The sequence below is a fragment of the Azospira restricta genome (genome assembly GCF_016858125.1).
GTDB lineage: Bacteria > Pseudomonadota > Gammaproteobacteria > Burkholderiales > Rhodocyclaceae > Proximibacter > Proximibacter restrictus.
Genome location: NZ_CP064781.1, coordinates 2385191 through 2410767, shown reverse-complemented (window position 1 = coordinate 2410767; position 25577 = coordinate 2385191). Strand labels below are relative to the sequence as shown.

General features: G+C 70.7%; 23 protein-coding genes and 1 pseudogene. 17 read left to right on the top strand and 7 right to left on the bottom strand.

Going from position 1 to position 25577, the window contains the following annotated elements; all coding sequences use genetic code 11:
• Positions 1-57: 57 nt before the first annotated feature.
• From IWH25_RS11850 to recJ, 9 genes are all read left to right on the top strand, one after another.
• Positions 58-960 (top strand): branched-chain amino acid ABC transporter permease, encoded by a 903-nt coding sequence (locus IWH25_RS11850; RefSeq protein WP_203386007.1) that lies wholly within the window; start codon positions 58-60, stop codon positions 958-960.
• Positions 960-1967: a branched-chain amino acid ABC transporter permease gene (locus tag IWH25_RS11845; protein ID WP_203386006.1), complete on the top strand. Its 1008-nt coding sequence runs from the start codon at positions 960-962 to the stop codon at positions 1965-1967. The genes IWH25_RS11850 and IWH25_RS11845 overlap by 1 nt, the downstream gene beginning before the upstream one ends.
• On the top strand, positions 1964-2740 hold the full coding sequence (locus IWH25_RS11840; RefSeq protein WP_203386005.1) for an ABC transporter ATP-binding protein: 777 nt from the start codon (positions 1964-1966) through the stop codon (positions 2738-2740). The genes IWH25_RS11845 and IWH25_RS11840 overlap by 4 nt, the downstream gene beginning before the upstream one ends.
• Positions 2737-3390, top strand: a complete 654-nt coding sequence (locus IWH25_RS11835) for an ABC transporter ATP-binding protein (protein ID WP_203386004.1) — start codon at positions 2737-2739, stop codon at positions 3388-3390. Before IWH25_RS11840 ends, IWH25_RS11835 begins: the two co-directional genes overlap by 4 nt.
• A 494-nt stretch (positions 3391-3884) precedes the next feature.
• Entirely contained in the window at positions 3885-5039 is a 1155-nt protein-coding gene (locus IWH25_RS11830) for an iron-containing alcohol dehydrogenase (RefSeq protein WP_203386003.1), read from the top strand.
• Between the two features lie 11 nt (positions 5040-5050).
• Positions 5051-5482, top strand: coding sequence for an acyl-CoA thioesterase (locus IWH25_RS11825; protein ID WP_203386002.1), 432 nt, complete (start codon positions 5051-5053; stop codon positions 5480-5482).
• 27 nt (positions 5483-5509) lie between these two features.
• Complete coding sequence (locus IWH25_RS11820; protein WP_203386001.1) at positions 5510-6973, top strand: NAD-dependent succinate-semialdehyde dehydrogenase; 1464 nt, start codon at positions 5510-5512, stop codon at positions 6971-6973.
• A gap of 148 nt (positions 6974-7121) precedes the next feature.
• On the top strand, positions 7122-8177 hold the full coding sequence (locus IWH25_RS11815; protein WP_203386000.1) for a hypothetical protein: 1056 nt from the start codon (positions 7122-7124) through the stop codon (positions 8175-8177).
• A complete protein-coding gene (recJ, locus tag IWH25_RS11810) occupies positions 8174-9904 on the top strand; it encodes a single-stranded-DNA-specific exonuclease RecJ (protein WP_203385999.1) in 1731 nt (576 codons plus the stop codon). Before IWH25_RS11815 ends, recJ begins: the two co-directional genes overlap by 4 nt.
• A 574-nt stretch (positions 9905-10478) precedes the next feature.
• Here the strand turns inward: recJ and IWH25_RS11805 are convergent.
• Genes IWH25_RS11805 through IWH25_RS11795 form a run of 3 tightly spaced genes read right to left on the bottom strand, consistent with a single transcriptional unit; the run spans position 10479 to position 14725 of the window.
• A complete protein-coding gene (locus IWH25_RS11805; protein ID WP_203385998.1) occupies positions 10479-12620 on the bottom strand; it encodes a putative bifunctional diguanylate cyclase/phosphodiesterase in 2142 nt (713 codons plus the stop codon).
• A 7-nt stretch (positions 12621-12627) separates the two neighbouring features.
• Positions 12628-13515 (bottom strand): nitrate- and nitrite sensing domain-containing protein, encoded by an 888-nt coding sequence (locus tag IWH25_RS11800; RefSeq protein WP_203385997.1) that lies wholly within the window; start codon positions 13513-13515, stop codon positions 12628-12630.
• Between the two features lie 7 nt (positions 13516-13522).
• Positions 13523-14725 (bottom strand): methyl-accepting chemotaxis protein, encoded by a 1203-nt coding sequence (locus IWH25_RS11795; protein ID WP_203385996.1) that lies wholly within the window; start codon positions 14723-14725, stop codon positions 13523-13525.
• Positions 14726-14754: 29 nt separating this feature from the next.
• On the opposite strand from IWH25_RS11795, the gene IWH25_RS11790 reads away from it, so the two are divergent.
• The 7 genes and pseudogenes from IWH25_RS11790 (at position 14755) to IWH25_RS11765 (ending at position 21299) form a co-directional block, all read left to right on the top strand.
• Positions 14755-15159 (top strand): hypothetical protein, encoded by a 405-nt coding sequence (locus IWH25_RS11790; protein ID WP_203389313.1) that lies wholly within the window; start codon positions 14755-14757, stop codon positions 15157-15159.
• Positions 15076-16180 (top strand): peptide chain release factor 2 gene (gene prfB / locus IWH25_RS11785; RefSeq protein WP_203385995.1). Its coding sequence is split into 2 segments (ribosomal slippage): positions 15076-15156 and positions 15158-16180, totalling 1104 coding nucleotides; the frame shifts between segments, so codons are not numbered across the junction. The genes IWH25_RS11790 and prfB overlap by 84 nt, the downstream gene beginning before the upstream one ends.
• A 3-nt stretch (positions 16181-16183) precedes the next feature.
• Entirely contained in the window at positions 16184-16687 is a 504-nt protein-coding gene (locus IWH25_RS11780; RefSeq protein ID WP_203385994.1) for an Ivy family c-type lysozyme inhibitor, read from the top strand.
• A gap of 30 nt (positions 16688-16717) precedes the next feature.
• The gene (gene lysS, locus IWH25_RS11775) at positions 16718-18232 is read left to right on the top strand and encodes a lysine--tRNA ligase (RefSeq protein ID WP_203385993.1); all 1515 of its coding nucleotides are present in this window, start codon (positions 16718-16720) and stop codon (positions 18230-18232) included.
• Positions 18233-18414: 182 nt separating this feature from the next.
• A pseudogene (gene mnmC2 / locus IWH25_RS19280) lies at positions 18415-19470 on the top strand (tRNA (5-methylaminomethyl-2-thiouridine)(34)-methyltransferase MnmC2); the annotation flags it as partial.
• Between the two features lie 49 nt (positions 19471-19519).
• The gene (mnmC1, locus tag IWH25_RS19275; protein ID WP_338022742.1) at positions 19520-20314 is read left to right on the top strand and encodes an FAD-dependent 5-carboxymethylaminomethyl-2-thiouridine(34) oxidoreductase MnmC1; all 795 of its coding nucleotides are present in this window, start codon (positions 19520-19522) and stop codon (positions 20312-20314) included.
• Between the two features lie 232 nt (positions 20315-20546).
• Positions 20547-21299: a TSUP family transporter gene (locus IWH25_RS11765; protein ID WP_203385992.1), complete on the top strand. Its 753-nt coding sequence runs from the start codon at positions 20547-20549 to the stop codon at positions 21297-21299.
• A 13-nt stretch (positions 21300-21312) separates the two neighbouring features.
• Here IWH25_RS11765 and IWH25_RS11760 read toward each other — a convergent pair whose 3' ends face one another.
• The 3 genes from IWH25_RS11760 to IWH25_RS11750 form a co-directional block, all read right to left on the bottom strand.
• Complete coding sequence (locus IWH25_RS11760) at positions 21313-22254, bottom strand: metal-dependent hydrolase (RefSeq protein ID WP_203385991.1); 942 nt, start codon at positions 22252-22254, stop codon at positions 21313-21315.
• A 180-nt stretch (positions 22255-22434) separates the two neighbouring features.
• A complete protein-coding gene (locus tag IWH25_RS11755) occupies positions 22435-23025 on the bottom strand; it encodes a TetR/AcrR family transcriptional regulator (RefSeq protein WP_203385990.1) in 591 nt (196 codons plus the stop codon).
• Between the two features lie 7 nt (positions 23026-23032).
• Positions 23033-23407 carry a VOC family protein gene (locus IWH25_RS11750; RefSeq protein ID WP_203385989.1) on the bottom strand — a complete coding sequence of 125 codons (375 nt, stop codon included), beginning with the start codon at positions 23405-23407 and terminating at the stop codon, positions 23033-23035.
• 213 nt (positions 23408-23620) lie between these two features.
• Between IWH25_RS11750 and IWH25_RS11745 the strand changes: the two genes are divergently transcribed.
• On the top strand, positions 23621-24088 hold the full coding sequence (locus IWH25_RS11745; RefSeq protein ID WP_203385988.1) for a hypothetical protein: 468 nt from the start codon (positions 23621-23623) through the stop codon (positions 24086-24088).
• Between the two features lie 78 nt (positions 24089-24166).
• On the opposite strand, the gene IWH25_RS11740 is transcribed toward IWH25_RS11745, so the two are convergent.
• Entirely contained in the window at positions 24167-25489 is a 1323-nt protein-coding gene (locus IWH25_RS11740; protein ID WP_203385987.1) for a hypothetical protein, read from the bottom strand.
• Positions 25490-25577: the final 88 nt, after the last annotated feature.

Sequence of the window (25577 nt, the reverse complement as noted above, 5' to 3'; positions counted from 1 at the left end):
TACCGTTTTTCATCCGTTCGTACGGACGGGGCTTAGGCCCCGTCCGAAGGGAGTCTCATGTCCAATTTTCTTGCAATCCTGATCGACGGGGCGATCTACGCCTCCTGGCTGTTCCTCGTCGCCGCCGGGCTGACCGTCATCTACGGCGTCATGCGCGTGCTCAACATGGCGCACGGCAGCTTCTACGCGATCGGCGCCTATTCCGCGGCCTCGCTGGTCGGCTGGTATTTCTCCGGCGAGCGCGGCGATCCTTACTGGGCCTATCTGCTGTTGCCGGCCTGTGCGCTGGTCGCCGGCGCCATCGTCGGCATCGCCATCGAGCAGGGCCTGCTGCGCTTCCTGCATGGCCGCGACGAGATCCTGATGGTGATCGTCACCTACGCGCTGCTGTTGATCCTTGAAGACGCGACCAAGCTGATCTGGGGCGTCGATCCCTACTTCGCCTACCAGCCCTATCGCCTGCTCGGCCAGACCGCCGTCGGCGAGGGCCTGCGCTTCGCCAACTACGACCTCGCGCTGATCGCGGTGTCGATCCTGATCGGGCTCGGCGCCTGGTTCGCGCTGAACCGCACCAACAAGGGCCGCCTGCTGCGCGCGGTGATCCACGACCGCGAGATCGCGGTGGCGATGGGTGTGAACGTCAATGCGATGTTCGCCGCCACCTTCGCCATCGGCGCCGTGCTCGGCGCGCTGGCCGGGGCGCTGACGGCGCCGGCGATCTCGGTGACGCCGGGGATCGGCGTCGAAGTCATCGTGCTCGCCTTCGCCGTGGTCGTCGTCGGCGGCCTCGGCAGCATCGGCGGCGCTGCCGCCGGCGCCGTGCTGGTCGGCCTGTCGCGTTCCTTCGCCGTGCATGTGGCGCCGGAGGTCGAGCTGTTCGTGATCTACGGCGTGATGTTCCTCGTGCTCGCCATCCGCCCGCAGGGGCTGTTCGGCCAGACCCTGGCCCGGAGAATCTGATGTCCATCGTGAAAAACCTTTCCGCGCCGACGCAGCCGGCGCTGCTCGTCGCGGCCGCCGTGCTCGCCGCCGGCGCCTGGCTGATGCCGGCCTGGCTGACCTTCCTGCTGACGCTGGCCTTCGCCAAGGCGCTGGTGGTGCTCGGCGTCGTCATCCAGATGCGCGCCGGCCTCGTCTCCTTCGGCCAGGCGCTGTTCTACTGCGTCGGCGGCTATGGCGCCGGGCTCGGCGCGCAGTACCTCGGCCTGACCGACGCCTTTGCGCTGCTCGCCGTCGGCACCGTCGCCGCGGTCGTCGTCGCGCTCGTCTGCGGCTTCCTGCTGACGCGCTACCGCGAGATCTTCTACGCGATGCTGACGCTGGCGCTGTCGATGATCCTCTACGGCGTGCTGGTGAAATCGTCGGCGCTCGGTTCGACCGACGGCTTCAACGTGGCGCCGCCGAGCTTCCTCGGCTGGGTGCCGGAAGGCATCGAGAAGAAGCGCGCGCTCTACCTGCTGACGGTGCTGATCGCACTCGGCGTCGCGCTGGCCTTCCACCGCTTCCTCGAATCGGGGCTGGGCCGCGTCACCGAGGCGGTGCGCGAGAACGAGATCCGCGTCGAGTACCTCGGCCTGTCGCCGCGCTGGCTGCTCTTCGCCAACTACGTCGCCGCGGCCGGCGTCTCGGCGCTGGGCGGCGGCCTGACCGCGCTGGCCACCGGCCACATCGACCCGGACATGGCCTTCTGGACGACCTCGGGCGAGTTCGTGTTCATCGCCATCCTCGGCGGCACCGGCCACGTCGTCGCGCCCTTCATCGGCGCCATCGTCTTCTCGGTGATCCGCACCTTCGCCATCCAGGAGGCGCCGAACCTGTGGCAGATGACGCTCGGCCTGATCCTGCTCGCGCTCGTGCTGTTCCTGCCGAAGGGGCTGTGGAGCCTGGTGCAACGGCGGCGCAAGGAAAGCGGCAAAGACCGTGCCGCAACGAGCCCGCAACCCGCTGCCGCGGAGGTGTCGCAATGAGCGCGATTCTCGAAACCCGGGGCCTGACCCGGACCTTCGGCGCCGTCGTCGCCGCCAAGGACCTCAACGTGCAGATCACGCAGGGCGAGATCGTCGGCGTCATCGGCTCGAACGGCGCCGGCAAGACGACCTTCATCAACATGGTCACCGGCTACCTGCCGCCCTCGTCCGGCGACATCCTGTTCGACGGCAAGTCGGTGATCGGTCGCCAGCCGCGCGACATCACGCGCATGGGCATGGCCCGCTCCTTCCAGGTGGCGCAGCTGTTTCCGAAGCTGACCGTGATGGAGAACGCGCTGGTCTCGCTGGTCGCTGCCGAAGGGCCGCGTCCGTCGTTCTTCCGCCCGCTCGATACGCCGGAGCGGCGCGCACGCGCCGACGCGATCTTCGCCGAGTTCGGCGTTTCGCGTTACCGCGACGCGCTGGTCAGCACCGTTCCGCAGGGCGCCAGGAAGCTGGTCGACATCGCCATGGCGCTGGTCAGCCAGCCGCGCATGCTGCTGCTCGACGAGCCGACCAGCGGCGTCAGCATCGAGGAGAAGTTCGCGCTGATGGATACCGTGATGTCGGTCGTCCGCCAGCACGGCGTGACGGTGCTCTTCGTCGAGCACGACATGGAGATCGTCGCCCGCTACGTGACGCGGATCATGGCCTTCTACAGCGGCGAGATCATCGCCGACGGCCCGCCGCGCGAGGTACTGGCCGATGCCCGCGTGCAGGAACTGGTGATCGGCCATCACCTCGACCTCGAATCCCTGGGAGAAGCCGCATGAATGCCGCACTCGAAGTCCGCGCGCTCGACGTCGCCATCGAGCGCATCCCGATCCTGCGCGAAGTCTCGCTCGAAGTGCCGGCGGGCAGCATGGTCGGCCTGATCGGCCGCAACGGCGCCGGCAAGACGACGCTGATGCGTTCCATCATGGGCCTGATGCCGTTCAGCGCCGGGCGCATGGCCGCCGCCGGCGAAGACCTGCAGAAGCTGCCGGCACACGCGCTGGCCCGCCGCGGCATCAGCTACATGCCGGAGGACCGGCGCCTGATCCCGGCGCTGACCGTCGAGGAGAACGTCCTGCTGCCGGCCTGGGCCAACGGCCTGGCCGACGCCGCCAACCGGCTGCAGTGGATCTACGAGCGCATGCCGGAAGTACGGGAGTTCCGCACCCGCCGTGCGCTGCAGCTCTCCGGCGGCCAGCAGAAGCTGGTGGCGCTGGCGCGTGCGCTGATGCCCGGGCGCAAGCTGCTGCTGCTCGACGAGCCGTTCGAAGGCGTCGCCCCGGTGCTCTCGCGCCGCCTCACCGAAGTCATCGCCGGCCTGCGCCAGGAGGGGCTGTCGGTGATCCTCTCCGAGTCCGACGACACGCACAGCGCCGACCTGGTCGACCGCGTCTATCGCATCGAGCGCGGCGTGGTGACGGCAGGCTGACGGCGACGAATCGCCCCCGATGTTCATCAGCTCCGCGACGACCTCAACCGCCCCCCGTCATTCCGGGCTTGACCCGGAATCCATGACGGCGTGCGGGACCTCCCCTGGATTCCGGGTTCCGCTGCGCGGCCCCGGAATGACGAAGGTGAAGTTTGCGCAGGCGCTTCATCGCCCCCGTCATTCCGGGCTTGACCCGGAATCCATGACGGCGTGCGGGACTTCCCCTGGATTCCGGGTTCCGCTGTGCGGCCCCGGAATGACGAAGGTGAAGTTCGCGCAGGCGCTTCATCGCCCCCGTCATTCCGGGCTTGACCCGGAATCCATGACGGCGTGCGGGACTTCCCCTGGATTCCGGGTTCCGCTGCGCGGCCCCGGAATGACGGCGGGGGAGGAAATTCGCACCGGCGCGTCATCACGCCCCGTCATTCCGGGCTCGACCCGGAATCCATGGCGGCCCCCACCTAACACCCCAATCCCACTGAAAGGAAAACACCATGTCCCAATTCAGTTTCGAAACCGCACCCCGCCTCATCTGCGAACAGGGCGGCGCCAACCGCCTCGGCGAGATCGCCAGCGGCCTCGGCATCTCGCGCGTATTCCTGGTCACCGACGCCGGCCTGATCAAGGCCGGCCTGATCGAAGGCGCCGTCGATTCGCTGAAGGCTGCGGGCCTGCGCGTCACCGTCTTCTCCGACGTCCTCGCCGACCCGCCCGAGGTGTCGGTACAGGCGGCAGTGGACGCCGCCCGTGCCGCCGGCGTCGACGGCGTGATCGGCTTCGGCGGCGGCAGCTCGCTCGACACCGCCAAGCTGGTCGCCCTGCTGGTGAAGACGCCGCAGGAACTGCCGGCGATCTACGGCATCGGCCTGGCCAAAGGGCCGCGCCTGCCGCTGATCCAGGTGCCGACCACCGCCGGCACCGGCTCCGAGGTGACGCCGATCTCGATCCTGACCACGCCTTCCCACGAGAAGAAGGGCGTCGTCTCGCCGCTGCTCTACCCCGACGTGGCGCTGCTCGACAGCTGCCTGACGCTGGGCCTGCCGCCGGCAGTGACGGCGATGACCGGCGTCGATGCGATGGTGCACGCGATCGAGGCCTTCACGACGCGGCTGAAGAAGAACCCGCTGTCCGACGCGCTGGCGCTGAAGGCGCTGCAGCTGCTCTTCGCCAACCTGCAGGCGGCGGTCAGCGACGGCAAGGATGCGCAGGTGCGCGAAGACATGCTGCTCGGCTCGCTGTTCGCCGGCATGGCCTTCGCCAACGCGCCGGTCGGCGCCGTGCATGCGCTGGCCTACCCGCTCGGCGGCCACTACCACCTGCCGCACGGCCTCTCCAACTCGCTGGTGCTGGTGCCGGTGCTCGAATTCAACCTGCCGAAGGCGGAGGCGCTGTACGCCGAACTCGGCCGCGCCATCCTGCCGGAACAGGCGGGCGCCAACGACGCTGTCGCCGCGCGCGCCTTCGTCGACGCCATCCGCGACTGCGTCGCGACGATGCCCTACGCGCAGACGCTGCGTGAGGCCGGGGTCAAGGAAGACGACCTGCCGATGCTGGCCACCGATGCCATGAACGTGCAGCGCCTGCTGGTCAACAACCCGCGCGACGTCGCCTACGACGACGCGCTGGCCATCTACCGCGCCGCCTTCTGAGGAAGCCAGCCATGTCCGCACGCGAGCAGAAACGCGCCGACTACCGCCACTTCCGCGTCATCCCGACGCGCTGGATGGACAACGACATCTACGGCCACGTGAACAACGTGAACTACTACAGCTACTTCGACACCGCGGTGAACCAGTACCTGATCGAGCGCGGCGTGCTCGACATCCATCAGGGTGGGACGGTCGGCTTCGTCGTCGAGACCTCGTGCAGCTACTTCCGCCCGCTGGCCTTCCCCGACGCCGTCGCCGCCGGCATCCGCGTCGCCAGGATCGGCAACTCGAGCATCCGCTACGAGGTCGGCCTGTTCCGCAACGACGACGAGGAAATCGCGGCGGCCGGGCACTTCGTGCACGTCTATGTCGACCGGGCGAGCGGCAAGCCGGTGGCGGTGCCGGAGGCGATGCGCGCCGCGCTCGCCGCCATCGCCGTCTGACCCCAACTTCACGAAAGGAATCCGAGAATGAGCATCACGCTGCTGAAAGACGCCTCCCTGCTGAAAACGCAGGCCTTCATCGACGGTAACTGGGTCGCCGCCGACAGCGGCGCCGAGCACGCTGTCGTCAATCCGGCAACCGGCGCCGAGATCGCCCGCGTGCCGGACATGGGCGCCACCGAGACCGAGCGCGCGATTGCCGCCGCCGATGCCGCCCTGCCCGCCTGGCGCGCCAAGACCGCAAAGGAGCGCGCCGCGCTGTTGCGCCGCTGGCACGACCTGATCCTCGCCCACCAGGACGACCTCGCCGTGCTGATGACGCTCGAACAGGGCAAGCCGCTGGCCGAGGCCAAGGGCGAGGTGGCCTACGGCGCCTCGTTCATCGAGTGGTTCGCCGAGGAAGGCAAGCGCGTCTATGGCGAGACGATCCCGGCACCGAGCGGCGACAAGCGCCTGCTGGTGATCAAGCAGCCGGTCGGCGTCACCGCGGCGATCACGCCGTGGAACTTCCCGATCGCGATGATCACGCGCAAGGTCGGCCCGGCGCTGGCCGCCGGCTGCACCTCGGTGGTCAAGCCGGCCGAGGCGACGCCGCTCTCGGCACTGGCACTGGCCGAACTGGCGACGCGCGCCGGCCTCCCGGCCGGCGTGCTGAACGTCGTCACCACGGCGCGTCCAGCCGCGGTCGGCGACGTGCTGACCGGCAGCCCGATCGTCAGGAAGCTCTCCTTCACCGGCTCGACGCCGGTCGGCAAGCGGCTGATGGCGGCCTGCGCCGGCACCGTCAAGCGCGTCTCGCTGGAACTGGGCGGCAACGCGCCGTTCATCGTCTTCGACGACGCCGACCTCGACGCCGCGGTGCGCGGCGCGCTCGCATCGAAGTACCGCAACGCCGGCCAGACCTGCGTCTGCGCCAACCGCCTGCTGGTCCAGGACGGCGTGTACGACGCCTTCGCCGCCAAGCTGGCCGAGGCCGTGGCGGCGATGAAGGTCGACGACGGGCTGGAGAACGGCACGCAGATCGGCCCGCTGATCAACGAAGCGGCGGTGAAGAAGGTCGAGGGCCTGGTCGCCGACGCCGTCGCGAAAGGTGCCAAGGCAGTGCTCGGCGGCACGCGCCACGCCAAGGGCGGCAACTTCTACGCGCCGACCGTGCTCACCGGCGTGACCACCGACATGGCCGTCGCGCAGGAGGAGATCTTCGGCCCGGTGGCGCCGCTGTTCCGCTTCAGGACCGACGACGAAGCCATCCGGATGGCCAACGACACCCGCTCCGGCCTGGCCTCGTACTTCTACTCGCGCGACATCGGCCGTGTCTGGCGCGTCGCCGAGCAGCTCGAGTACGGTATGGTCGGCATCAACGAGGGCATCATCTCGAACGAGGTGGCGCCCTTCGGCGGCGTCAAGGAATCGGGCGTCGGCCGCGAGGGCTCGCACTACGGCATCGACGAGTACCTGACGATCAAGTACCTGTGCCTCGGCGGCATGTGAGCGGCGGGCGCTGCGGGTAATCCCCTGGATTCCGGGTTCTGTTGCGCAGACCCGGAATCCATGTCCCGGACCACCCGATCCCGGCCGGTGGGGGAAGTGCGGTAAACTTTCGACCCTCGCTTCCCTGCCCCACCGGAATCCACGGCCCATGCGCCTGACGCTGCTCATCCCCGAACTGATCTGGCCCGAACCCGGCGACGCCGAGACCTTCGCCGGCCTCGCCTGCCCGGCGCTCGCAACGCTGCTGGCGCGCGGCCGCCGCGCTGATGCCGCGCGGAGCCCGAACACCGCGGCCACCTTCGACGCCGCCATCGCCCGCGCCTTCGGCCTCGACCGCGCCGTGCCCTACGCCGCGCTGCGCCTGCTCGGCGAGGGCCTCGATCCCGGCGAGCAGCTGTGGGCCTGCGCCGACCCGGTGCACCTGCGCTTCCACCAGGAGCGGCTGATCCTCGCCGACGGCACGCGCATCGAGATCAGCGCGGCCGAGGCCGAGGCGCTGACCGGCGAGCTGAACCGCTTTTTCGGCGACGTCGGCGAGTTTCGCGCGGCGGCGCCGGAGCGCTGGTACCTGCGCCTCTCGGCCGCCGCCGACTTCGAGACGCCGCCGCTCTCAGCGATGGCCGGCCGCCGCGTCGACCGGCAGCTGCCCGAGGAAGGCCGCACCGCCTGGCTGCGCAAGCTGCTGAACGAGGCGCAGATGCTGCTGCACGGGCACGCGGTGAACGAGGCCCGCGCCGACGCCGGGCGCATGACCGTGAACAGCCTGTGGCTGTGGGGACCGGGCGCGCTGCCGCGCGGGCTGCAGAGCGACTGGAGCGCGGTCTGCAGCGACCATCCGCTGGCGCGCGGGATGGCCCGCTGCGCCGGCGTGCCGGCGCACGCCGCACCGGCCGGCTTCGCGGCGCTGGAAAAACAGGTAAGCGGCGACGGCAAGGTGCTGGTGACGCTCGAGTCGCTGCTGCGCGCGGTGCAGTACGAGGACGCCGAAGCCTGGCGCGACGGCCTCGCTGCGCTCGAACGCGACTGGTTCGCGCCGCTCGTTGCGGCGATCCGCCGCGGCCGGGTCAGCCTCGACCTGCGCGCCAGCACGATCTACGGCGAGCTCGGCTGGGAAGTCGGGCGCGGCGAGCTGTGGCGCTTCTGGCAGCGGCCGCAGCCGCTGCAGGCGGTGGCGCAGGCGCTGGCCGAAGGAGGCTCGGCATGACCCGCATCGTCGCCCGCGACATCCCGCCACGCCGCAGTTGGGCGCTCGAGCAGCAGGGCCTGCACCCGCTGCTCGCGCGCATCTATGCCGCGCGCGGCATCGAGAGCGCGGCCGAGCTCGACTACGACCTGAAGTCGCTGCTGCCGCCGGCCTCGCTGACCCGCGCCAATGAAGCCGCAGCGCTGCTCGCCGACGCGCTGGAGGCCGAGGCGCGCATCCTGATCGTCGCCGACTACGACTGCGACGGCGCCACCGCCTGCGCCGTCGGCCTGCGCGCGCTGCGCGCGATGGCCCAGGGCAGCGGCGCCGAGATCGGCTACCTCGTTCCCGATCGCTTCGTGCATGGCTACGGGCTGTCGCCGTCGGTCGTCGAGCTCGCGGCGACGATGTCGCCGGACCTGATCGTCACCGTCGACAACGGCATCGCCAGCGTCGAGGGCGTCGCCCGCGCGCACGAGCTGGGCGTCGCCGTGCTCGTCACCGACCACCACCTGCCCGGCGAGACGCTGCCCGACGCCGAGTGCATCGTGAACCCGAACCAGCCCGGCTGCGGCTTCGAATCGAAGTGCATCGCCGGCGTCGGCGTCATGTTCTACGTGATGCTCGCGCTCAGGGCCGAGCTGCGCGCGCGCGGCTGGTTCGCGCCGGAAAACGGGCGAGCGGAGTTCAACCTGGCGACGCTGCTCGACCTGGTCGCGCTCGGCACCGTCGCCGACGTCGTCCGCCTCGACCGCAACAACCGCATCCTCGTCAGCCAGGGCCTGAAGCGCATGCGCGACGGCAAGCTGACGCCGGGCATCGCCGCCCTCTTCCGCGCCGCCGGCCGCGACCCGGCCAAGGCCACGACCTTCGACCTCGGCTTCATGCTCGGCCCGCGGCTCAATGCCGCCGGGCGCCTCGCCGACATGTCGCTCGGCATCGAGTGCCTCGCCACCGACGACGCGGCGCGTGCGCTCAACATCGCACAGCAGCTCGACGCGCTGAACAAGGAACGGCGCGAGATCGAGGCCGGCATGCAGGAGCAGGCGCTGGCCGCGCTGGAACATGTGGACGTCGCAGACACTGCCGGCATCGCGCTGTTCGAGCCCGACTGGCACCAGGGCGTGGTCGGCATCGTCGCCTCGCGCATCAAGGAAAAGCTGCACCGCCCGGTGTTCGCCTTCGCCCGCGCCGACGAGGAGACCGACGACGGCAGCGGCCAGCTACGCGGCTCGGGGCGCTCGATCCCCGGCCTGCACCTGAGGGACGCGCTCGACCTCGTCTCGAAGCGGGCGCCGGGCCTGTTGAAGAAGTTCGGCGGCCACGCCGCGGCGGCCGGCGTCACCATCGACGAAGCCGACTTCCCGCGCTTCCGCGAACTGTTCGCGGCGGTCGCCGACGAGCTGCTCGCCGAGGACGACCTCACCCGCACGCTGCACACCGACGGCACCCTCGAATCCGGCTACTTCTCGCTGGAAACCGCCCGCCTCTTGGAGAACGAGATCTGGGGACAGGGTTTTCCGGCGCCGCTGTTCGAGGGACGGTTCACCGTCGAGCAGCAGCGCGTGCTCAAGGAGAAGCACCTCAAGCTGCGCCTGCGGGCGGGCGGGCTGCGCTTCGACGCGATCCAGTTCAACTTCGGCGAGGCGCCGGGGGATGAGGTGCGGGCGGCGTATCGCTTGAGCGTGAACGAGTACAACGGCGTGCAGAGTGTGCAGTTGATGGTGGAGCATTTGCAGAACGTTTGATGTTCTGCCGACCTGAATCTGGCTCTCGCCTGGCGCTCCGGCGGCATTTACCGCTGGGTTTCGCCGTTGACCGGCGAGCTACTTTCTTTTGCTTCGCCAAAAGAAAGTAACCAAAGAAAAGGCGACCCTGGCCTCGCGCCCCCGCTGCGCGGGGGTTCCCTGCGCTACTCGCCGGGCCGGGCGGCTGCGGAACTCGGGCCTGCGGCCCTCAGACAGTCCTCGCCGAAACCCCCGGCCCGTCTGCGTTGCTCGGCGCGAGGCAAAGGGGACCGAACACCGAACGCAAACTGAACCCGCCGATGCCTGGGTTGCGGCGGTTTTTCCCTTGCCCTGTGCGGCGTCGAGCAACGCAGGGCGCAACGGAAAAAGGGCGAGCACTGTCTGAGGGCCGCAGGCCCGAGTTGCGCAGCCCCCGTTGCGACCGAGTAGCGCAGAGCACCCGGCGCAGCCGGGCGCCGCAGCGGGCGCGCCTTTTCTTTGCTTACTTTCTTTTGGCAAGACAAAAGAAAGTGAGCCGCCGGTCAGCGGCGGAACGCAGCGGTTGCATACCCCGCCACGTCCGTCGATTCAAAAGCTAAACACAATCCTCGGCACTGATCCGATGCTCCCCGTGCAGGAACGCCAACGCCGCTTCCGCCGACAGCGGCCGCGCGATCATGTAGCCCTGGAACTCCTCGCAGCCCTGCGCCGAGAGCATCGCCATCTGCCCCGGGACCTCGATCCCTTCGGCGACGATGCGCATGCGCAGGCTGTGGCCGAGCGAGATGATGGCGCACGGGATGGCCATGTCCTCGCCGCCGCGGTCGCAGCCGGTGACGAAGCTGCGGTCGATCTTCAGCACGTCGACCGGCAGCCGGTTGAGGTAGGCGAGCGACGAGTAGCCGGTGCCGAAGTCGTCGATCGCAATGCTGATGCCGAGCGCCTTGATCGCCGCCAGGGTCTCGGCGGTCTGCTCGATGTCGCCCATCAGCGCGCTCTCGGTGATCTCGAGCTCGAGCCGCGTCGCCGGCAGCCCGGCCTCGGCGAGGATGGCGCCGATGCGCGCGGCGAGCTGCGGCTCGCGGAACATCCGTGCCGACAGGTTGACCGCCACCGACAGGCCGGCGTCCGGCCAGCGCGCCGCTTCGCGGCAGGCGGTGCGCAGCACGAAGTCGGTGATCGGCACGATCGTGCCGGTCTCCTCGGCGAGCGGGATGAAGCGCGCCGGCGAGACCGTGCCGAAGTCCGGGCTGGCCCAGCGCACCAGCGCCTCGAAGCCGGTCGGCCGGCTGTCGCGGTCGACCTTCGGCTGGTAGACGACCGACAGCTCGCCGCGGTCGATCGCGCCGCGCAGTGCCGACTCCAGCGCTAGCCGCTCGTGCGCGGCGGTGTTGAGGACGTCGGTGTAGAACTGGAACTGCCCCTTGCCCAGCTGCTTGGCGTGGTGCATCGCGATGTCGGCATGGCGCAGCAGCGTCTGCAGCTCGGCGCCGTCCTCGGGATAGACGCTGACGCCGATGCTGCAGTCGATGCGCAGCTCCTGCCCGCTCACCGTCAGCGGCTGCGCGATCGCCTGCTTGACCCGCTCGAGCGCGTGCAGCGCGCTGTCCAGCTTGTCGTGGTCGGACAGGATCAGCACGAACTCGTCGCCGCCGTAGCGGGCGACGGTGTCGCCGCCGCGCAGGCAGTCGCGCAGCCGGCGCGCGCTCTCGACCAGCAGCACGTCGCCGGCGGCGTGGCCGAGGCTGTCGTTCACGAACTTGAAGTTGTCGAGGTCGACGAAGGCGAGCAGCACGCGGCCGCCGCTGCGCCGGGCGAGCGCCACCGCCTGCCGCAGGCGGTCGTCGAGCAGGTTGCGGTTGGGCAACCCGGTCAGCGGGTCGTGCGTCGCCTGGTGCTCCAGCCGCGCCTGGTAGTTGCGGCGTTCGGTGATGTCCTCGACGGTGCCCTCGTAGTAGAGCAGTTCGCCGTCCGGGCCGTGCACCGCGTGCGCGTTCTCGGCGATCCAGATGCGGCTGCCGTCGGCGCGGAAGACCTCGGACTCGAAATCGATGACGCGGCCGTTCGCCTGGATCAGCCGGGCGAAGGCGGCGCGGCGGCCGGGATCGACGTAGAGCGTGGCGGCGATGTCGCGCAGGCAGGAGATCAGCGCCGCCGGGTCGGCGTAGCCGTAGAGCTCGGCCAGCGCCCGGTTGGCGGCGAGGTAGCGGCCGTCGGCGGTGGTCTGGAACATGCCGATCACCGAGTTCTCGAAGATGCTGCGGAAGCGCAGCTCGGCCTCGACCAGCCGGTGCTGGCTGGCGACCTGGTCGGTGACGTCCTCGATGAAGCCTTCGAGCACGCGCTCGCCGCGCTCGTCGATCACTCCGGAACCGCGCTCGCGCACCCATTTGACGACGCCGTCGCGGGTGCGGATGCGGTATTCGATCGCGTAGCGGGTGCCGTCGGCGACCGCCGCCATGATCGCCGCCCGCACCGCGGCGCGGTCATCCTCGTGCGTCAGGCGCTCGCACGAAGTGATGCGGTTGCCGACGATCTCCTCGGGCCGGTAGCCGGTCAGCGCGAGGCAGCCCTGGCTGACGAAATGCACCGTCCATTCGGCGTCGAGCGCGCAGCGGAAGACCATGCCGTCGAGGTTCTTGACCAGCGAGCGCAGTACCCGGTCGCTGTCGATTTCCCGCCAGCCGGACGGCGGGATCGGCCGCGCGATGCGGATCAGTTGTTCCAGTGCGCCCATCGCCGCCTCACGACGCCGTCGGCGCGACCGCGCCGAACGACGCGCCGCGTTCGCCGAGCAGGCGCTCGATGTCGGCAGCGCAGTCGCCGGCCCAGGCGAAGACGGCGTCGATCGCCCGCGTCGCCTGCGCGAAGTAGGCGTCGGCGCTGAGCGAGACGCCGCCCGCGTCGAGGATGCCGGTGCGCACCGCGACCACCAGGCCGCGCACCGCCTCGCTGGCGCGCAGGCCGACCGGACCGGCGGCGGCGCCGGCCTGGTCGAGCAGCGTCTCGGCGCGCGCGGCGAGGAACATCAGGCGGACGCGCGACACCGCCGGGCAGCGCTTCTGCACGGCGACACTGCTGCCGAGCGCGCGCGCCTGGCCGAGGCATTCGGCGAGCGCCGGCAGGCGGTGCGTGTAGTTGCGCACCAGCCCGGGCGGCAGGCGACGGCCGGCGGGCAGCTCGATGCGCGCCTCGCCGAAGGCGTCGAGCCAGTCGAGGACGCGCGTGATCAGCCGCGTGTGGCGGCCGATGTTCTGCTCGACGCTGCCGTCGGCGAGCGTGTCGACCAGCGTCCGCCACTGGTGGCGGAACAGCGCCAGGTCGTTGGCGGTCATGCACGGCCGCGCGTATTTCTCCTCGGCCAGCACCAGCGGCGACAGCGCCGCCAGCAGCGCCTCGATGTCGGCGCGGCGGGCCATCATCCGCGCCGCGAAGCCCTCGTCGCCGGCCAGCCAGCCGCTCGACAGGCCGCGGTGCTGCTGCAGGTGCGACACCAGGCGCAGCAGCGAGCCGCAGGCGGCGAGCGCCGCCGGCGACACCGGTGCGTTGCCGGCGTGCCGCCGCGCCAGCCAGAAGGCCGCCGGCACCGCGGCGGCGGGAACGAGGAGGTAGGTCAAGTCGTATGTGCTCATTTTCTTCTTACTCGTATCGATAATCCTGAAGCGTTGCCGCGAGCTGCCCGGCGAGCTGGTCTAGGTAGCGCGACAGCTCGCTGTTCTCGCGCACCAGCGCCTCGTTGCGGTCGGCGAGCTGCGCCACCTGCTCGATGTTCTGCGCCACGCTCTGGCTGGCGGCGCTCTGCTCGGCGCAGGCGGCGGCGATCTCGCCGACCAGGTCGCGCGTGCGACCGGTGTTGTCGGCGACGCGGGCGATGTCGGCTTCCGCCGCCGCGGCCTCGCGGCCGCTGGCGCCGGCGCGCTCGCTGGTGGTCCGCATCGCCGCGACCATGACGCCGATCTCGTCGCGGATGCCGCCGATGCGCTCGCCGATTTCGCGCGTCGCCAGCCGCGTGCGCTCGGCGAGCTTCCTGACTTCGTCGGCGACGACCGCGAAGCCACGCCCGGCCTCGCCGGCGCGCGCCGCCTCGATCGCCGCGTTCAGCGCCAGCAGGTTGGTCTGCTCGGCGACCTCCGAGATCATCGCGACGATCGAGTCGATCTCCAGCGAATGCGCGCCGAGGCGCTCGGCGCGCTCGGCGGTGTCGCCGACGGCGTCGATCAGGCCGGTGAGCGTCGCCGACAGCAGCGCCATCCGCCGCGCGGCGTCGCCGGCGGCGGCACTCGTCTCGAGCGCGGTGTCGGCGGCGGTGGTCGCGTGCTCGCTGGTGGTGGCGACGCTGACCGACAGCTGTTCGATCGTCGCCGCCGAGGTCAGCGTCACGTCGCGCTGCGTGCGCACGCCCTCGTCGCCGCCGGCGGCATTGCTGGTGGTCTCGTGGGCGACGCTGGACAGTTCGTGCGCCGAGCGCGACAGCGTCACGAAGACGCGCGCCAGCGCCCGCGCCGTCGCGTTCAGCCGCTCCGCCAGCGGCGCGTGCAGGCCATGGCGGGCGACCTCGATGCGCGCGGTCAGGTCGCCGTCCTCGAGGCGCGTCGAGAAATCGAGCACCGCGGCGTTCCAGCGGCGCAGCTCGGCGAGCAGCGAGACGCCGCTCCACAGCGCGCCGGCGAGCAGGAAAGCGGCGGCGGACCACCACAGCAGGCGGGCCGGGTCGCTCGCGGCGAGCGCCAGCGTGCCACCGGCGGCGAGCGCGAGGGCGCCGGCGAGGAGCGCGCGGGCAGCGCCGTGCGATTTCTCCGGCCGGCGCGGCGGAGTGCTGGGGGAGGCGGGCGAGGTATCCATGATTGGGCTCTGTGGGGTCATGGCGAATCTTGTTTGTCATCACCATCGCAAGGACCTTGCCAGCGCACTGCAGGACACCGTCCAGACCCGCCAAGGTCTTGCTGCACAAGGGAATTTCATCGGCGACGGCGGCCGGCGATGCGCCGGGGCAAGCTCCGTCCGCCGGCACCATGTCGGTGCAATCGATGCTGCAACGCACCAAAAATTTGCCCGGCATGCCGCCGGCGGGACAGCGGCATCGACCGCCGGAGGGTCCGGGCGCCAGCCGGGCGCGGTATAATTCAAAGCTTTCCGCCCGGCGACGCACCGGGCGCCGTCACCGAACAGCACTCACGAGGATTGCCCTGAAAATGGAAGCAGAACAGCTCAATTCGATCGCCAACCGGCTCGCCGACCTTGCCCAGCGCAGCGGCGAGCTCCGGAGGTATCTTTGACTACGATCACAAGCGCGAACGCCTGACGCTCCTCAACAAGGAGCTGGAAGACCCCAAGGTCTGGGACGACGCCAAGCGCGCCCAGGAGATGGGCCGCGAGAAGAAGTCGCTGGAGGACGTGGTGCTGGTGCTCGAGGAGGTCGACGCCGGCCTCTCCGACTGCCGCGAACTGTTCGACATGGGCAAGGACGAGGGCGACGACGACACGCTGCTGGCGGTCGAGGCCGATGCCGGCGAGATCGAAGAGAAGGTCGCCGCGCTCGAATTCCGCCGCATGTTCAGCAACCCGCAGGACCCCAACCCCTGCTTCCTGGAAATCCAGGCCGGCGCCGGCGGTACCGAGGCGCAGGACTGGGCGTCGATGCTGCTGCGCATGTACCTGCGCTACTGCGAGCGCAAGGGCTTCGCGGCGGAGCTGCTGGAGGAGTCCGAAGGCGACGTCGCCGGCATCAAGAGCGCGACGGTGCGCATCGGCGGCGACTACGCCTACGGCTACCTGCGCACCGAGACCGGCATCCACCGCCTGGTCAGGAAGAGCCCGTTCGACTCGAACGCGCGCCGGCACACGTCGTTCACCAGCGTCTTCGTCTATCCGGAAGTCGACGACTCGATCGAGATCGACATCAACCCGGCCGACGTGCGCACCGACACCTACCGCGCCTCGGGCGCCGGCGGCCAGCACATCAACAAGACCGACTCGGCGGTGCGCCTGACGCACATCCCGACCGGCATCGTCGTGCAGTGCCAGAACGACCGCTCGCAGCACCGCAACCGCGACGAGGCGTGGAAGATGCTGCGCGCCCGCCTCTACGAGCACGAACTCAGGAAGCAGCAGGCCGAGCAGCAGAAGCTCGAGGACGCCAAGTCCGACATCGGCTGGGGCCACCAGATCCGCTCGTACGTGCTCGACCAGTCGCGGATCAAGGACCTGCGCACCAACCACGAGGTCGGCAATACGCAAGCCGTGCTCGACGGCGACCTCGACGACTTCATCCAGGCCAGTCTGAAACAGGGAGTCTGACGCATGAAAACGAAACCGCTGATCGCCGCCCTCGTCCTCGCCGGCGCCACCGCGACGGCCGCTGCCGCCGGTGTCGACGGCCTCGTCGGCAAGTCGCCGTCGCGCCTGCTGAAGCAGGACGCGGCCTTCGCCAAGACCTACCGCGCCGCGATCCAGGGCCAGGACCTGCCCGACTGGACGCAACGCCTGGCGGTCGGCTTCCCCGCCGAAGCGGTCGACGTCGGCGGCAGGATGCTGGCGCTGATGTCCGCCTGCAATCCGCAGAGCGGCTGCAAGGAAGAGCGCCTCTACCTGCTCTACGCGCCGGCCGAGAAGGCACTGACCGGCTTCTTCTTCCTGCCGCCGAACGGCGGCGACCCCGGCGACCACCGCATGGCGCTGTCGCGCTGGATCGGCAAGCTGCCGCCGAAGGAGCGCAGCGACTTCCTGCTGCAGCGCGCGCTGCAGGACGCCCAGGACAAGGCCCCGGGCGAGGCCGCCGCGCCGCCGGCCGCGGCCCGAGACTGACCACCGAATTTGACCAGAGCGAGACACGACATGTCCGAGCAGACCCAGAACAACCAGGGCGCCGCCGCGGCGCAGGATGACAACCAGCTGATCGCCGAGCGCCGCGCCAAGCTCGCCGAATGGCGCAAGACCGGCCGCGCCTTCCCCAACGACTTCTCGCGCGAGAACCTCGCCGGCCGCCTCGACGAGCTTTACTCGGACAAGGACGCCGAGACGCTCGAGGCCAATCCGATCGAGGTGAAAGTCGCCGGCCGCATGATGCTGAAGCGCGTGATGGGCAAGGCCAGCTTCGCGACGATCCAGGACATGTCCGGCCGCATCCAGGTCTACGTCACGCGCGACGCGGTCGGCGAGGACACCTACGCCGACTTCAAGCACTGGGACCTCGGCGACATCTTCGGCGTCGTCGGTACGCTGATGAAGACCAAGACCGGCGAGCTGACCATCAAGGCCAGCGAGATCCGCCTGCTGACCAAGGCGCTGCGCCCGCTGCCGGAGAAGTTCCACGGCCTGACCCACATCGAGCAGAAGTACCGCCAGCGCTACCTCGACCTGATCACCAACGAGCAGTCGCGCTTCACCTTCGTCGCGCGCAGCCGGATGATCCAGTCGATCCGCAACTACATGGTCGGCCACGGCTTCCTCGAAGTGGAAACGCCGATGATGCACCCGATCCCCGGCGGCGCCGCGGCCAAACCGTTCAAGACGCACCACAACGCGCTGGACATGGAGCTCTACCTGCGCATCGCGCCGGAGCTGTACCTGAAGCGCCTGGTCGTCGGCGGCTTCGAGAAGGTGTTCGAGGTCAACCGCAACTTCCGCAACGAAGGCATCAGCCCGCGCCACAACCCCGAATTCACGATGATGGAGTTCTACGAAGCCTACCAGGACTACAAGGGCCTGATGGACTTCACCGAAGGCCTGCTGCGCCAGGCCGCGCGCGAGGCGCTCGGCACCGAGGTCTTCGAATACCAGGGCCGCGTGCTCGATCTGTCGAAACCCTTCGCGCGCCTGACCATCGTCGAGGCGATCCGCGCCCAGCACCCCGGCTTCTCGGAAGCCGAACTCGCCGACGAGAATTTCCTGAAGGCGAAGATCAACGCCTTCGGCGAGACGGTCAAGCCGGGCGGCCTCGGCAGCCTGCAACTGCAGCTGTTCGAAGCCTGCGCCGAAGCCGAGCTGTGGGACCCGACCTTCATCATCGACTACCCGGTCGAGGTCTCGCCGCTGGCGCGCGCCTCCGACACCAACCCGGAGATCACCGAGCGCTTCGAGCTGTTCATCGTCGGCCGCGAGATCGCCAACGGCTTCTCCGAGCTCAACGACGCCGAGGACCAGGCCGCGCGCTTCCAGGCGCAGGCCAAGGCCAAGGAGGCCGGCGACGAGGAGGCGATGTACTACGACGCCGACTTCATCCGCGCGCTCGAATACGGCCTGCCGCCGACCGGCGGCTGCGGCATCGGCATCGACCGGCTGGTGATGCTGCTGACCGATAGCCCCAACATCCGCGACGTCATCCTGTTCCCGCAGATGCGCCATGAGTGATGCACGGGAGTGCATCGCGAATAAGTCCCCTTGGCGGGGGCGCCATGAGTAGTTGTGGTCGGCTGCGCTTGCTCATGCGTCGTTGCGGGCTGCCTTGCATAGCGCTGCTATGCGGCGGCAACCCACGCCTCGCCTGAGCCGCGCTCGCTCGACCACGAAAGATCCGACGCTTCGGTCGCACCATGATCGAGCCCGCCCAACTCAGCTTCACCGCTGACGGCACGCCGTATTCCGACATCTACGGCGACGTCTACCACACCGCCGCCGGCGGCCTCGGCCAGACGCGGCACGTGTTCCTCGCCGGCAACGACCTGCCGCAGCGCTGGCAGGGGCACGAACGCTTCGTCGTGCTCGAGACCGGCTTCGGCCTCGGCCTCAATTTCCTCGCCACCTGGCAGGCCTGGCGCGACGACCCGCGGCGCTGCGCGCGGCTGCATTTCGTCTCGCTCGAGAAGCACCCCTTCCGCGCCGACGACCTCGCCGTGCTGCATGCCGCGTGGCCGGAGCTGGCGCCGCTCGCCGGCGAACTGCGCCGCGAATGGCCGCCGCTGGTATCCGGCCTGCACCGCCTGCATCTGGACGGCGGCCGCGTCGTCCTCGACCTCGTCTTCGGCGACGCCGTCGACTGCGCGCCGCAGCTCGTCGCCTCGGCCGACGCCTACTACCTCGACGGCTTCTCGCCGGCGAAGAACCCGGACCTGTGGAACGCGCCGCTGCTCGCCGCACTGTCGGCGCTGGCCGCGCCCGGCGCGACCCTCGCCACCTGGTCGGTTGCCAGCGGCATGTGCGAGGCGCTGGCGACGAACGGCTGGCAGCTGGAGAAGGTGCAAGGCTTCTCGGGCAAGCGCGAGATGCTGCGCGGCACGCTGCCGGCCACCGCCCCGCTCGCGCCAAGTCGACCGGCGACACCGTCCGACAAACGCGCGATCGTGCTCGGCGCCGGACTGGCCGGCAGCACCGCCGCCAACCGACTTGCCGCACGCGGCTGGCAAGTCACCGTGATCGACGCCGCCACCGGCCCCGGCGCAGGCGCCTCCGGCAACCGCGCCGGCGTGCTGCGACCGCTGCCGGCGCGCGACGACAACACCCTGGCGCAGATCACCCGCGCCGGCTTCCTCGCCACCTCCCGCCACCTGCAGGCGCTCGCCGCCGCCGGCCTCGCCACGGAATTCGCCGCCAGCGGCGGGCTGTGGGGCCAGACCGGCGTGCTGCACCTGGCGCGCGACGCGGTACACGAGGGAACGCAGCGCCGCATCGTCGCCGACCAGCGGCCCCCCCGCCGACTACCTGCGCTTCGTCGAGCGCGACGAGGCGGCCGCGCTCGCCGGCTGGCCGGTGGACATGGGCGGCTGGTGGTTCCCCGGCGGCGCCTGGGTATCGCCGGCCAACACCTGCCGCGCCAACCTGCGGCAATACGCGGCGCGCATCACGACGCAGTTCGCTGCCCGCGTCGAGCGCATCGCGCACGCCGGCGGCCTGTGGCGCGCCTTCGATGCCGCCGGCGCCTGCCTTGCCGAGGCGCCGCATCTGGTGGTCGCCAACGCGGCCGACGCGCGGCGGCTCGTCGGCGACTGGCTGCCGGTCTTCCCGGCGCGCGGCCAGGTCACGCACCTGCCGGCCGCAGCGGGATCGCCGCCGCGCTGCGTGGTCTGCCGCCTTGGCTACGTGACTCCCGAGATCGGCGGCGAGCGCTACGCCGGCGCCACCTTCCTGATGAAGGACGGCGATCCGGCGCTGCGCGACGCGGACCACGCCGAGAACCTGGCCAAGCTGAACTTCATCCTGCCCGGCTTCGCCGACGGCATCGACCCCGCCGGCCTGCCCGGCCGCGTCGGCTTCCGCCCGGCCTCGCCCGACCGCCTGCCGATCGTCGGCGCCGTGCCGCGGCTCGGCGAGGCCCCGGCGGCGCCCGGCCTGTGGCTGGCGAACGGCTTCGGCGCGCGCGGCATCGTCTGGTCGGCGCTCGCCGGCGAACTGCTCGCCGACGGCATCGACGGCGGCCCGCACATCCTCGATCGCCGCCTCGGCAGCGCGCTCGCCCCGGCGCGCTTCCTCGACCGCCCCCGCCGCCGCGCCGGCTGATGCTGCGCCGCCAATGACGATGCACTAGCCAGCCATCGTCGCCGATGTCATAATATCCGCTCGTCATTGCCATGGAAGCCGCCATGAACGCCGAAGGAAAAATCCTGCCGATCGTGCTTTTCGTGATGTCGCTGGCGCTGCTGGTGGCGATCTCGACCGTCGGCAACAGCTAGCCCGGGCGGGCGCCGCCTCGCCCGCCTCGCCGGCGTCCCGCCGGCCGTCCCCGTCCTCCTTGACCACCGACCTCGCCCTTCTCGTCGCCGGCGCCGCCGCCGGCGGCTTCGTCCAGGGCATCTCCGGCTTCGCCTTCGGCCTGACCGCGCTCTCGTTCTGGGCCTGGGGTATCGAGCCCGGCCTGGCGACCGTCATGGCCGTTTTCGGCGGCCTCGCCGGACAGCTGTTCTCGACCGCGACGCTGCGCCGGCGGCCGCCGCCGGCGACCCTGCTGCCGCTCCTCGCCGGCGCCCTGTTCGGCATCCCGCTCGGCGTGCTGCTGCTGGCCGAGCTCGACGCGGCGCTGTTCAAGGGCCTCCTCGGCGCGCTGCTGCTGGTCTGCTGTCCGGCGCTGCTGCTCGCCGGGCGCCTGCCGACCATCGCCACCGGCGGCCGCCTCGCCGACGCCGCGGCCGGTGCCGTCGGCGGTCTGCTCTGCGGCGTCGGCGGCGTGCCCGGCATCGCCTCCGCGCTGTGGTGCCTGCTGCGCGGCTACGACAAGGACCTCGCGCGCGCCGTCGTCCAGCACTTCAACCTGGCCGCGCTGGCGGCGACCTTCGTCGCGCTGATCGCCGCCGGCCGCGTCACGCGCGAGATGCTCCCGCTGTTTCCGGCGGTGGCGCTGGCGCTGCTGCTGCCGTCGGCGCTCGGCGCGCGCCTGCACGCCGGACTGGGCCAGGCGGCCTTCCGCCGCATCGTCCTCGCGCTGCTGACCGCCTCGGGGGCGGCGATGCTCGTCGCCGCGCTGCCGCACGGCGGCGCCCGCCCGTGACCCGGGCACCGCGTCACAGCGCCTGCCGGCGTCCGTCGCTGAAGTAGCTCAGGCGGTAGGCGCGCCAGGCGCCCCCTGCCGCGGCGCGGCAGACGCCGTGGCGGAAGGTCGGCAGGCGGCCGGGGAAGCGGTAGCGCAGGTCCTGGAACCAGACGCAATCGTCGTCGGCATGCCGGTCGACGCGGTACAGCGCCGGCAGTTGCGCGAAGCGCCGGAACGGTGCCAGCACCGGCTGCGCCCAGGCCTCGCGCACCAGCGCCGCAGCCTCGCGTTCCGGACGCGGCACCTCGCGCCAGCGCAGCGGCGCGTCGCCGCCGAGGCGCCAGTCGGCAAGGCGGTAGCCGCCGGCATCGGCGACGACCAGCTGCCAGGCGAAGGGCGAGAACGGCTGCGGCAGGGCCTGCGCGCCGGCGCCGGCAGCCGCCAGCGCCTGCTGGCGCAGCAGCGCCTGGCCGGCAACGGCGGCGGCGACGGCGACCAGCGTCAACGCGGCCGCCTGCCGCGGCCGCGCGGCGAGCGTCGCCAGGCAGCCGGCGCCGACCAGCGCGGCGAGCCACGGATTGAAGTCGAAGCTGACGCCGAGCGCGAACGGATGCATCGACAGTGGGTAGAGCAGTTGCGTGCCGTAGACGGTGATCAGGTCGCCGGCGAGGTGCATCGCCAGCCCGAGCGCGCAGGGGCCGACGCAGTCGCGCCAGCGCGCGGCGAGCAGGCGTGCCGCCGGCAGCGCCAGCAGCGCCGCCCACAGCGGCAGCAGCAGCAGCGAATGGGTGGGCCCGCGGTGCAGGTTGAGGAAGTCGGCCGGCGCCAGCACGAACAGCGCGTAGTCGATGTCGGGGAAGGCCGCGGCGGCGCCGACCAGCAGCGCGCGCCGCAGCGGCGGCAGCGCCGCACCGTCACGTTCGCTGGCGCGGCCGGCGAGCACGCCGCTCAGCGCATGCGTCAGCGTATCCATCGCCGCCCCTGGGGTGCAGCCTCGGGCGTCCCCACGCGGACTTGAGCCATGGGCCCCTTCGCTTCGTGATGTGCTTCAGGCATCGCTCAGGCGTCCCCTGGGAATACTTCGTCGCGGAGCGTTACGCATCGCTCAGGCGCACCCCAAGAGTACTTCTTCGCGATGCGTCGTCCGCATCGCTCAGGCGAAACCGGGCAAGGCCTGCGCGGCGCGCTCGGCGAGCGCCAGTTGGCGGTCGAGGAAGCGGCGCGTGCGTTCGGCATCCGCGCTGTCGTCGCCGAGCCAGCAGGTGAAGGTCGCCAGCCAGATCGCGGTCAGCGCCGTTTCGGCGAGCGCACGGCGCGGGCCGTGGTCGTCGAGCCGGGCCGCCTCGCGCAGCCACTGCACGGTGCGGCTGATGCGCATCACCGCCGGGAACTGGATGTGGACATGCCCCGGTTCGAGCTTGTTCAGGATCATCTCCAGGGTCACCCGCTTGTGCACGGCGAGCGCGTCGAGCCAGGCCAGCGTCAGCCGCCGCAGGCGCTCGCGCGGCGGCAGCGCCGGCATCCACTCGGCGGCGGCGAGCGCCAGCATCGCCGCGTCGGCGCGGTCGAACCAGGCGTCGATCAATTCGTCTTTCTCGCGGAAATGGTGGCCGATCTCGGCCAGCCCGATGCCCAGCCGCGCCGCCACCAGGTGCAGGCGGACCGCCTCCCAGGACGATTCCTCGGCGAGCGCGACCGCCGCATCGACGATGCGCGCCGCCAGCTCGTCGCCATTGCCGTTCATGCCGCGTTCAGGCTTCGCTGCCGTGGCTCTGCCACAGCGCCAGCGTCGCCCCGGCCGGATCGACGAAAACGCTCATCCAGCCGAAGTCGCCGACCTTGACGCAGTCGACGGTGATCGTCGCACCGAGCTCGCGCGCCCGCGCCGTCGCCGCGACGATGTCGTCGACGCCGACGTAGGCCAGCCAGCACGCCGGCGCCTGCGCATCGGGATTGCTGTAGATGCCGCCGCCGGTGCCGTCGCCGACGCCGATCATCGTGTAGGTGCCGTGCCCGCTCGGCATCGGCTCGTCCTTCAGCGACCAGCCGAACAGCCGGCCGTAGAAATCCTTGGCGGCAACGGCATCGTGGGTCTGCAACTCGACGTGAACAAAAGGATTGGCCATCACGGACTCCTTGCGAACGGACGCGCCGGCGGCGGACGGTGGCGGCGCGACGCCGTACCGCCGCCGGTGCGGAATTCGAAGCGCGCCGCCGGACACGCCGCATGCGCGCGAGGAAGCTTCATCGTCAGCATAGATCACGGCTGCGGCGAACGCTGGCGCCCCGGGGAAATGACGTTGCCGTATAATCGGACGTCATCCCTGCCGCCGATCGCCATGCGCCCGCTCCGTTTCACGATCCTCGCCCTCCTCCTCGGCCACGCCCATGCCGACATTCCGGCCGACGCGCAGCGCGAGCAGCTGATTTCACGCGTGCTGCAGAATTTCTGGGGGAAAGCCCGGCTGGCCGACGGCAAGTTTGTCCAGCCGGCCTCCGCAGCCGAACGGGCGACCGTCCCGGTCGGCCGCGAGATCGCCTATCGCGCACTCGACAGCGGCGAGGTTTCCGGGCTGGCCGAGTGGTGCGGGCTGGACTGGCGCCCGCACTATCTGGCGCTGACCGGGGCGGCGCGGCGCAAGGGGCTGAACGACAAGCAGGTCGCCTTCGTGTCGGTGCTGCACGGAACGGCACAAGGCCGCATCGCGTCGGCGATGGCGAAGTCGGCGCCGTGCGGCGGCGAGGAGCGCCTGCGGGTGGCACGCCTGATCGAGCGCTCGCAGCGCCGCGGCCTGGACGGGACCTGAGCGCCCGCTTCCCCTGCGCCCCTTCGCTTTCCCGAACGCGGCGGCCCGTACGCGCTCAGCGCCGCGGGCCGCCGATTTTCATTTACCCGACGCGTAGTCCGGCAGCGGGCACGGCTTGTTGGCGTGTGCGTCGCACCACGCCTTCGCCTGCGTGCTGGTCCATTGCGCATACTGCGGGCTCTTGTCGATGACCGCGGTAATGCAGATCTGCGCGGCGTACTCCGGCGCCGGCGTTGCGGCGAAGTAGTTCCCCTGGCAGCTGGCCGCGACCGCCGCCGGATCGCTGCCCGGCGTCGCCGCCATCGACTTCGCGAAGCACGCGGTGCTCAGGTCCTGCCGGACCATCGTCTCGATTCCCGGCTTCGACGAGCAGGTCTGGTAGACCGCAGCGATCGGGTGGTTGGCACCCGTGTACGGCGTCGTGTGCGTGGCGCCGGCGGCGAGCTTGGCGTTGCCGGCCTGGTTCACCGCGACCGGCGCCTGCGGATAGGCGGCGTTCCAGTAGCCGATCGCCTCCGCGCCGAAGACGACGACCGGTACCGTGGCCCCGTTCTCGACCGTCGGCGGCGTCGCCGGCACGGCCAGCGCGCCGAGCATCGTCGGGATGTAGGGGGACCCCTGGCTGCCGAAGAAGTTCGTCGCCGAGGCGGTCGGGAAGCAGCCGGACTGGCCGCTGCCTGGCGCCGCGACCGGGAAGATGTCGACCGTGGTCGTATAGAGCGTCCAGTCCTGCGCCGGCACCCCGACGGTGACGAGCAGGCGCTGCCAGCGGGCGAGCGTCGCGTTGTTGAGGTAGTCCGACTGCTGCATCGCCGTGTACGGCGGGTAATGCAGCAGCATCACCATCTTCTGCGACACCATCGGCAGGCCGAGCGGCAGGTAGAACTGCCACGGGCCGACGCAGGCCAGCCCCGTTCCCTTCGGCTGCCAGCACGCGGCGTCCTGCTGGCAGTTCTGCACGCCCTGCAGGCCGAGGCGGCCGTTCTTCAGCCAGGCGATCTGCGTCGCGCCGTAGCCGGCCGCGCGCGGGTCGGCCGAGCGGATCTGGACGTTGTAGCCGCCCCCCTCGACCGGCGTCACCTTCAGGTAGCAGGCATCGAGCTGGTCGCGCGTGATCGAGTTCTGCAGGTAGAACTGGATGCTCGCCGCCACCGCCATCGAGCGGTCGTAGTCGGACATCGACGCCGTCCGGATCGCCGGGTAGAGATCGTCGACGCTCTGATCGAGCAGCCAGTTCACGTAGGGCGCATCGCCGCACCAGCCGCTCCCCGCGACTGCCGCGGCACCGTCGCCCGGCGCCCGCGCCGCGACCGGCGGCGCGATCCCGCAGCAGACCGCCACCGCCACGACCCAGAGACGGGCCCCGAGATACCGCCGTACCAACGCCAGGACATGCCGCATGTCTTCTTCTCCTTCTGTGGTGAAAAACGCCGGCCCCGTCGCGGGCCGCCCCGGCTTCGGCCGAACGGCCTTGCCGCGGGCAATGCTG